The 8129-nt window shown below is 65.3% G+C and carries 7 protein-coding genes; 5 read left to right on the forward strand and 2 right to left on the reverse strand.

The features are described 5' to 3' along the window. Window positions 1-840, reverse strand: an 840-nt coding sequence (locus tag ACXJL8_RS26910; protein ID WP_456685891.1) for a polysaccharide deacetylase family protein, incomplete at its 3' end; no start/stop codon positions are given. Window positions 841-1092: 252 nt separating this feature from the next. On the opposite strand from ACXJL8_RS26910, the gene ACXJL8_RS26915 reads away from it, so the two are divergent. Further along, window positions 1093-1416 (forward strand): hypothetical protein, encoded by a 324-nt coding sequence (locus tag ACXJL8_RS26915; RefSeq protein WP_456620873.1) that lies wholly within the window; start codon window positions 1093-1095, stop codon window positions 1414-1416. A 168-nt stretch (window positions 1417-1584) separates the two neighbouring features. Then, complete coding sequence (locus ACXJL8_RS26920; RefSeq protein ID WP_456620872.1) at window positions 1585-1797, forward strand: hypothetical protein; 213 nt, start codon at window positions 1585-1587, stop codon at window positions 1795-1797. A gap of 155 nt (window positions 1798-1952) precedes the next feature. Here the strand turns inward: ACXJL8_RS26920 and ACXJL8_RS26925 are convergent, their stop codons facing one another. Then, entirely contained in the window at window positions 1953-3641 is a 1689-nt protein-coding gene (locus ACXJL8_RS26925; protein ID WP_456620871.1) for an MFS transporter, read from the reverse strand. Window positions 3642-3778: 137 nt separating this feature from the next. Here ACXJL8_RS26925 and ACXJL8_RS26930 point away from each other — a divergent pair, with 137 nt between their 5' ends. From ACXJL8_RS26930 to ACXJL8_RS26940, 3 genes are read left to right on the forward strand one after another with little or no spacing between them, the layout of a single operon-like run. Continuing rightward, on the forward strand, window positions 3779-5149 hold the full coding sequence (locus ACXJL8_RS26930; RefSeq protein WP_456620870.1) for a hydrolase: 1371 nt from the start codon (window positions 3779-3781) through the stop codon (window positions 5147-5149). A gap of 34 nt (window positions 5150-5183) precedes the next feature. Beyond that, complete coding sequence (locus ACXJL8_RS26935) at window positions 5184-6551, forward strand: cytochrome P450 (protein WP_456620869.1); 1368 nt, start codon at window positions 5184-5186, stop codon at window positions 6549-6551. Window positions 6552-6601: 50 nt separating this feature from the next. Continuing rightward, a complete protein-coding gene (locus ACXJL8_RS26940; protein ID WP_456620868.1) occupies window positions 6602-8011 on the forward strand; it encodes a DUF5939 domain-containing protein in 1410 nt (469 codons plus the stop codon). Window positions 8012-8129: the final 118 nt, after the last annotated feature.

Consider the following 8129-nt stretch of genomic DNA (forward strand, 5'->3'; position numbering starts at 1 on the left):
CATCAGGATGATGCCCTTGCCGAGCTTGTCGAGCCTGGTCATCACGGTCTCGACGATCTTCTCCGGCGTGGCGCCCTTCCTGAAATCGAAGGAGTCGATGTCGGTCGAGAACATCGCGACGTTGCGGGTGCCGAAATAGCTCACCATCGCCGGATTGTGCTGAAGCTGAGGGAAGCGGAAGAACGGCGCCGGGTTGGTGCCGAGCGCGAACTTCACCGCGCTGAAGCCTTTCTCGACCTCGTCCTTGACCTGGCTCTCCGTCATCTTCTTGCTGTTCAGGTTGACATGCGACCAGGTGTGGGTGCCGACCGTGTGGCCCTGGGCCAACACCTGGCGCAGGATTTCCGGATGATAGGTCGCGTGCTTGCCGACCGAGAAGAACAGGCCCTTGGTGCATTCATCCGCGAGCGCCTTCAGCACCGCGGGCGTGTTGACCGGCCACGGACCGTCGTCGAAGGTCAGCACGACCTCCTTGTCGGTGAGGAAATCGAACTGCTTGAAGTGCTCGAAGCCGAAGCCCGGTCCGCCGGTGGTGTCGATCTCGACCACCCGGGCGACGCCCAGCGCGTTCGGATTGGCACAGGTCGATCTCTGCTGAATCGGGACGGCCGGTGCCGGCAACGCGGCCGGTGCCGCCGGCTTGCCCGCGAGCGCCGCGGTGGTCTCGACGTCATCCTTGGCGGCGAGTTTCGCCGGTGCCGGCAGAGGATCGGCGGCACGGGCGGCCATTGTCCTGGGAGCGGCCTGATCGGCGCGCGAGGAATAGTAAAACCAACCGCCGGCGGCGATCACGACCGCCGCAACTACACTGGCCAGCATCAGGCCCAACGCATTACGCATCGCTACTCTTTCCAATTACGCAACCAAACCGGCGGAATTTCCCGCGCGCCCGGCTATTAATGCGAAGGACCGGTTAACGTGACACCAACACGACAGCGGATGCGGAGGAATTTCAGGGGAGTACGCCAAAGTGACCGACGTCACAGTTGGGGTCCAGCTTGTGACCGTCATCACAGTGGAAACTGTTTTGCTGGAGCATCGTAGTTCCCATCAACAAGGGGCCCGCTCGGGCGGTGCCAATGGGAGCTTCAAATGACCAAGTCTCTGAATACCAAGTCCCTGACCGCCAAGACCTTGAGTACCAGGATCCGCGACACCAGCCTGGCTCTGGGCTTTGCCGCCGTCGTCTCGATCATCTCGACCAGCTCGAGCTTCGCCTTCTCGTCCGAAGCCCAGCAGATGTGCACCGGCGATGCCTTCCGCCTGTGCTCGTCGGAGATCCCCAACATCCCGAAGATCACCGCATGCATGATGAAGCATCGCTCGGATCTGAGCGCCGGCTGCCGCGCGGTGATGGACAAGGACCTCGCCAAGGGCGCGTCGCGCAAGGTCGCTGACGCCCAGGACAGTCATTAAGCGCGCGCGGCGTCTCGATCGTCGCATTCAGCAAGCTCCCCTCGCGATGTGTCCGTGAATGCCGGGGACGCGCAGCGCCGCAAGCTCGCCTGTCAATAAAGCCGTTGCGGCCCCGGGATCGTCGCTCTAGCTTCGCCCGCACATCTTCCGGGTTAGAGGCATTACGCGATGACCAGATTTCTTTTCATTATTCCCTTACTCCTGTGCGCATCGGCCGCGTCCGCGCAGCAGCCCGGCCACGATGCCTGCGCGCGCGACGTCACGCGCTTCTGCCGCCCCGTGATGAACAATGGCGATCAGGCCGTGCTCGCCTGCCTGAAGCAGAACCGCACCCGCCTCAGCAAGGGCTGCGACAAGGTGTTGACCGATCACGGGCAGTAAGTGTCTTTGTCGTCCCGGCGAAGGCCGGGACCCATACCGCGCGATTTATCGATAGAGCGCGACTAGCTGTACAGGACTCGGTCGCAACTCCGAGTCTTCGCCAAACTTTTGCCTGTGGTTATGGGTCCCGGCCTTCGCCGGGACGACGGCAGTGGCTACGTGCTGCTCCCCGCCGCGGACGCGACCACCGGCAGCACTTCGTTTGCCGCGCGGTCCGGCGTCTCCTCCTTCCAGCGCACCGAGCCGAACGGGCGCTCCAGCATGCGGCGGATCCGCACCGGGTCGGGGCCGATGTGGAAATCGATCGCGCTCTGGTGCAGCGCGCGTTCGGACTGGGTCGAACGGTTGCGCTGGCGCAAATAATCGAACCAGGTCGGGCAGTGATAACGCTCGGTCCATAATTCGGGGTCGGCGATATCGCGCGCGATCGACCAGCCATAGGCGCCGTTGCGCTGCCTGGAGAGCTGCACGTCCTGCATCACATTGTGGAAGGCGCGCGCGTTCTCTTGGGCGACGCGGTATTCGATTTCGACCACCAGGGGGCCGCTGCGGCCGGTCAGCGACAGCTTCACCTCCGGATCGGCCAGCACCTCGGCGTCCTCGTTGCGGGCGCCGACGCGCGGCATCGCCAGCCAGATTCCGAGCAGGGGCGAGATCAGCATCAGGCCGGCGGCCACCAGCAGCGCGACCTCGACGCCCGCATAGTCCGTGAGGTGGCCCCAGCCCCAGGCGCCGATGGCGATGCCGCCGGAAATCGAGGCCTGGAATGCCGCGAGCGATCGGCCCGCGACCCAGCGCGGCGCCGAGAGCTGCACGCCAATATTGAACAGCGCGACGGCTGCCATCCAGACCGCACCCGCGAGCACGAGCGCGGCTGCGGTCAGGACCGGTTCGGTGCTCAGGGCCAGCGCGGCCATGGCGAAGGCCATCGAGATGGTGCAGGCGCGGATCGCCGCCTCGCCGCTCATGCGCTTGCGCAATTCGTGGATGTTGAGCGCGCCGACCACCGCGCCCATGCCGAAGGCGCCCAGCATGATGCCGTAGGTCTGCGCGCCGCCATGCAGCAGGTCGCGCGCGATCAGCGGCATCAGGGCCATGATGGCGCCGCCGATCAGGCCCATCACCAGCGTGCGCAGCAGCACGATCTTGATCGGCGGCGAATTGGTGATGTAGCGGAAGCCCGAGACCATGGCGCGGTTGAGCTTCTCCCGCGGCAGGCGCGAGGGCTCGGTGTTGCGCCGCCAGAGCAGCAGCACCACCAGCAGCGGCAGATAAAGGATCGCGTTGCAGGCAAACGCCGCCACCGCGCCGAGCGAGGCGACGATGACGCCGCCGACCGCGGGACCGAAGCTGCGCGCAATATTGTAGCTGATGCCGTTCAGTGCCACGGCTGACGGCAGGGCTTCGGGCGGAACCTGCTCGCTGACCGAGGATTGCCACGCCGGCCCGAACAGCGCGTTGCCGCTGCCCACCACGAAGCAGAAGACGAGCAGCGTTTCCGGGGTGATCAGCTTGAGCCAGGCCAGCAGCGTCAGCGCAGTCGCGCCGATCAGCGCGATCGCGAGCGAAATCAAGGTCACGATGCGCCGGTCATACATGTCGGCGATGGCGCCGGCCGGCATCGAGATCAGCATGATGGGCAGCATCAGGGCGGTCTGCACCAGCGCCACCTTGTCGGCCGAGGCCGCCATCTGCGTCATCGCCCAGGCGGCGCCGACGCCCTGGATCAAGAGGCCAAGATTGGAGAGCAGGCTGGCGAGCCAGATGCGCCGGAACAGGGTGTACCGCAGCGGCGCGGTGATGCCGTCGGCGGCAATTTTCTGACGGTTCGTCTGCTCGGTCATATCCCCTTCCATGAAGTCTGGCAGAAATGGCTTCGGCGATTCCGGCGGGCTCAGTGATGCCCGCGAAAGTCCTTCGCTGTCCAGTGGTTAGGCCGCTATAAGCGGTGCAAAGACTTAGGTTTTGCGGAGGGGAACAGATGAAACTGTCGCGACGGACGATCCTGCAAGGTACCGCCACATTGCCCTTCGCGGTTGCGAGCTTGCGGATGGATGCGCTGGCGCAACCCGCGCCCGCGGCGCCGGGCTCGGAGGTGCCGCCGATCCTGTTCGTCCACGGCAACGGCGACTACGACGCGCTCTGGATGACGACCTTGTGGCGGATGGAATCGAACGGCATCGCGCACGACCGCATGATGGCGATCAATTTCACCGATCCCAATGCGCGGAGCGATGACAAGGTCGAGCAGGCCAACCGGTCCTCGACCGAAGATCAGCGCCGCGAGCTCGCTGCTGCGATCGCCGAGCTGAAACGCCGCACCGGTGCGCCCCGCGTGGCACTGGTCGGCAGCTCGCGCGGCGGCAACGCGATTCGCAATGTCATCAGGAACGGCGGTGCGGCAGATGTCAGCCATGCCGTGTTGTGCGGCACGCCCAATCACGGCGTGTTTGCAACCGACGACACGCCCGGTAACGAGTTCAACGGCCGTGGCGCGTTCTTGCGAGGCCTCAACGAGGGCGAGAGCGAGGTGACACCGGGCGTTGCCTTCCTCACGCTGCGCAGCGACGGCATCGACAAATATGCGCAGGCCGATGGCCGCTTCATCGGCAAGCCCGGCGTACCGACCGGTATTACCGCCGAGGGGCCCGAGCTGAAAGGTGCCACCAACCTCGTGCTCGGCGCGCTCGACCATCGCGAGGTGGCGTTTCACCCGAGAGCTTTCCGCGAGATCTACAAGTTCATCGCCGGCCGCGAGCCCGCGCGCATCGCGATCATGCCGGAGGCTGGCGTGAAGCTGAGCGGGCTGGTCACGGGCACGCCGGGCGGCGTGTCGACCAATCGCCCGGTCGCGGGCGCTATGGTCGAGATCTTCCGCGTCGATCCCGAAACCGGAGAGCGCAAAGGCGCTGCGGTGCACAGCTCAAGGACTGGCGCCGACGGCCGCTGGGAGCCGGTGCAGGTCGATCCCGCCTGGCCGCTCGAATTCGTCCTCGCCTCGCCGGATGCGCCAACGACGCATTTCTATCGCTCGCCGTTCCCGCGTTCGTCCGACGTCGTGCATCTGCGCGCCGCGCGCCCGCTCGGGCCGGCGGACAAGGACGCCGGTGCGGTCGTGATCATGTCACGTCCGCGCGGCTATTTCGGGCTGCCGCGGGACGTGGTGCTGTTCGATGGCAAGGAGCCGGCCGACGTGAAGCCGGGCGTGCCCACGGATGCGGCAGCAACCCTGCGCCTTCCGGCCTCCGAGGCCGGACGTAACATCGTGGCCCAGTTCGGCGAAGAACGAATTGTGGCACGCGCCTGGCCGGCTGCCGAGAACAGGATTGCGATTGCCGAGCTGACTTATTAGCTATTTGCCTGCGTCACCCCTGCGGGAGAGAGCCATGAACATCGCCAGCGTGCGTCGGCCCATCGTCCCTCCGACCCCGCCGCGCGCCCCGGACGACATGTCGTTCCTGGGCCGGCTCGCGGTGATCAAGCAGAACATGATCGCGACCTGGGGGCAGCGCGCCTACGAGGAAGACGTCATCCAGGGCCGCTTCTTCTTCCGCAACAGTTTTATCCTGAATCGTCCGGACGCGATCCGGCATGTCCTGCTCAGCAACTACGAGAACTATTCGCGCACGCCGGCCGGCATCCGCATGCTGCGCCCCGTGCTCGGTGACGGCCTTCTGATTGCGGAAGGTCATTCGTGGACGTTTCAGCGCCGCACCCTTGCACCGGCCTTCACGCCGAAGGCGACCGCCAATCTCGTCCCGCACATGACCGCGGTGCTGGACGAGACCATCGCGAAGTTAGATGCGCGCAGCGCCGAGGCCGTCGATCTGCGCGAAATCATGCAGCGCATGACGCTCGAGATCGCCGGCCGCACCATGTTCTCGTTCGGCATGGACCGGCATGGCCCGACCCTGCGCAACTTCGTCATGGAGTATGGCGCGCGGCTGGGCCGGCCGTATTTGCTCGACATGGTGCTGCCGGTGTCCTGGCCGAGCCCGATGGATTTTGCCCGCGCGCGTTTCCGCAAGCGCTGGACCGAATTCGTCGCGATGCTGATTGCGGAGCGGCGTGCCGCCGGAAAGAAAGATGGGGCGCCGCCGCGCGATCTGTTCGATCTCATGGATGCTGCGCGCGATCCTGAAACGGGCAACGGTTTTTCCGACGCGCAGCTCGTCGACGAGGTCGCGACCATGATTCTCGCGGGCCACGAGACCACGGCGACGGCGCTGTTCTGGGCGCTCTATCTGCTCGCGCTCGATCCGGACACGCAAGAGGAAGTGGCGTCCGAGACCCGCGGCGAGCATCTCGACAGCATCGCCGACATCGATCGCCAGAAGTTCACCCGCGCCGTGATCGAGGAGACCATGCGGCTCTATCCGCCGGCGTTCCTGGTCGCGCGTGCCGCGCGCGAGAAGGACAATGCGGCCGGCGTCGAGATCGGCAAGGGCGACATCATCATGATCGCGCCATGGCTGCTGCATCGGCACGAGAAGTTGTGGGATCAGCCGAACGCCTTCATTCCAAAACGCTTCATGTCGGCTGAGGCGCCCGATCGCTTCGCCTATCTGCCGTTCGGTGCGGGTCCGCGCGTCTGCGTCGGGGCGCCGTTTGCGCAAGCCGAATCCGTGCTGGCGCTGGCGCGGCTGATCGGCGCGTTCCGCGTCGAGTTGGCCGACACGACTCCCGTCATTCCGTTCGGCGTCGTCACGACCCAGCCGGATCATTCGCCCATGTTCCGCGTCACGCGCCGGTGACAGGCGACTGTCTGGCCAATGGCGTGATCCACCCTAGATAGAGTTGCGCCATGAGCGATATTCAAGCCCAATTGTCCGTTCTGAAGCAGACCGCCGATGCGAAGGTGGTCGACGCGATTCAGCATCTCATTGACCACGGCGAGGATCACGAGCTCAACCGCGTCAATGTTCTCGACTTCGCCAGGCAGCACAATGTCGACGAAGAGCGGGCGATCTCGGGTTTTCTGCATTCGGCGCGGCTCGGGCTGTTCGATCTCGGCTGGAACGTGCTGTGTCCGGGGTGCGGCGGCGTGCTCGGCGCGCACTCGACGCTGAAGGCACTCAAGCCCGATGATTATCACTGCGCGCTCTGCGCCTGCGGCTACAAGGCCTCCGTCGACGACCAGGTCGAGGTCTCCTTCACGGTGAACCCGCGCGTGCGGCGCATTGCGGCGCACGATCCCGACTCGCTTCCGGTGTGGGACTATTTCAGGCAGGTGTTCTGGAGCTCCGGCGTCGACTTCAACAAGGAATCGTTTGCGACGCTCGCCAACGAGGTGACGCTGGATACGCTCGAGCTGCCGGCCGGCGAGAAGGCGACGATGTCGCTGCAACTGCCGAGCGACTTCATCATCATCTTCGAGCCGGTGACGCACGCGGCCCAGTTCATCGACGTCCAGGGCGAGCCGACCAAGGACCGCCAGCAGCTCGCCATCATGTACAACAAGGTGCAGGCTCCAACGGGGACCGCGACCCTGCGGCCGGGCCCGTTGCGGCTGTCGCTGGAGAACCAGGCCGGCGTGCGGGTGCTGCCGTCGGTGTTCATCGCGGCCGAGGCGCTTCACCACCTCATCGGCAAGCGCAAGCCGTTCCTCACCGCCAAGCGCATGCTGTCGAACCAGACCTTTCGCGACGTCTTCAAGGCGGACAATCTCAGCCTCGACCAGCGGCTCCAGATCACCTCGCTGACCTTCCTGTTCACCGACCTGAAGGGCTCGACCGCGCTCTACGAGCGGGTCGGCGATCTCGCTGCCTTCGATCTCGTGCGCGCACATTTCCATGCGCTGCTCGAGATCATCTCCTCCGAGAAGGGCGCGGTGGTGAAGACGATCGGCGACGCCGTGATGGCGACCTTCGTTCGCCCGGAGCACGCGATCGTCGCGGGCCTGCGGATGCGCGCGGCGATGGACGTGCTCAACAAGCAGCGCGGTACCGCCGATCTGATCGTCAAGATCGGCATCCATGAAGGCCCTTGCCTCGCGGTGATGCTCAACGAGCGGCAGGATTATTTCGGCCAGACCGTCAACATCGCCGCCCGCGTGCAGAGCCTGTCGACCGCGCAGGAGATCCACATCACCGGTCCGGTGCTGGACGCGCCGGCCGTGGCGGAAGTGCTGAAGCAGCGTGAGATCAGGCCGATCCAGAAGCAGGCCGCGCTGCGCGGCATTGCCGACAAGATGGTGGTGTACGAGATACCGTAAGATTTATTTGATGTCGTCCCGGCGAAGGCCGGGACCCACCGCGTGATCTCTGGAATGGGCGGGATGTTCGTTGCGATGGTCCTCACCAAACCACGTCCTGTGGTTATGGGTCCCGGCC

It is taken from the genome of Bradyrhizobium sp. P5_C11_2 (genome assembly GCF_054049755.1).

Bases quoted from the DNA above. Each gene is read 5' to 3' on its own strand.
- ACXJL8_RS26915 (WP_456620873.1), top strand. From the start codon at position 1,093: ATGACCAAGTCTCTGAATACCAAGTCCCTGACCGCCAAGACCTTGAGT.
- ACXJL8_RS26920 (WP_456620872.1), top strand. From the start codon at position 1,585: ATGACCAGATTTCTTTTCATTATTCCCTTACTCCTGTGCGCATCGGCC.
- ACXJL8_RS26925 (WP_456620871.1), bottom strand. From the start codon at position 3,641: ATGACCGAGCAGACGAACCGTCAGAAAATTGCCGCCGACGGCATCACC.
- ACXJL8_RS26930 (WP_456620870.1), top strand. From the start codon at position 3,779: ATGAAACTGTCGCGACGGACGATCCTGCAAGGTACCGCCACATTGCCC.
- ACXJL8_RS26935 (WP_456620869.1), top strand. From the start codon at position 5,184: ATGAACATCGCCAGCGTGCGTCGGCCCATCGTCCCTCCGACCCCGCCG.
- ACXJL8_RS26940 (WP_456620868.1), top strand. From the start codon at position 6,602: ATGAGCGATATTCAAGCCCAATTGTCCGTTCTGAAGCAGACCGCCGAT.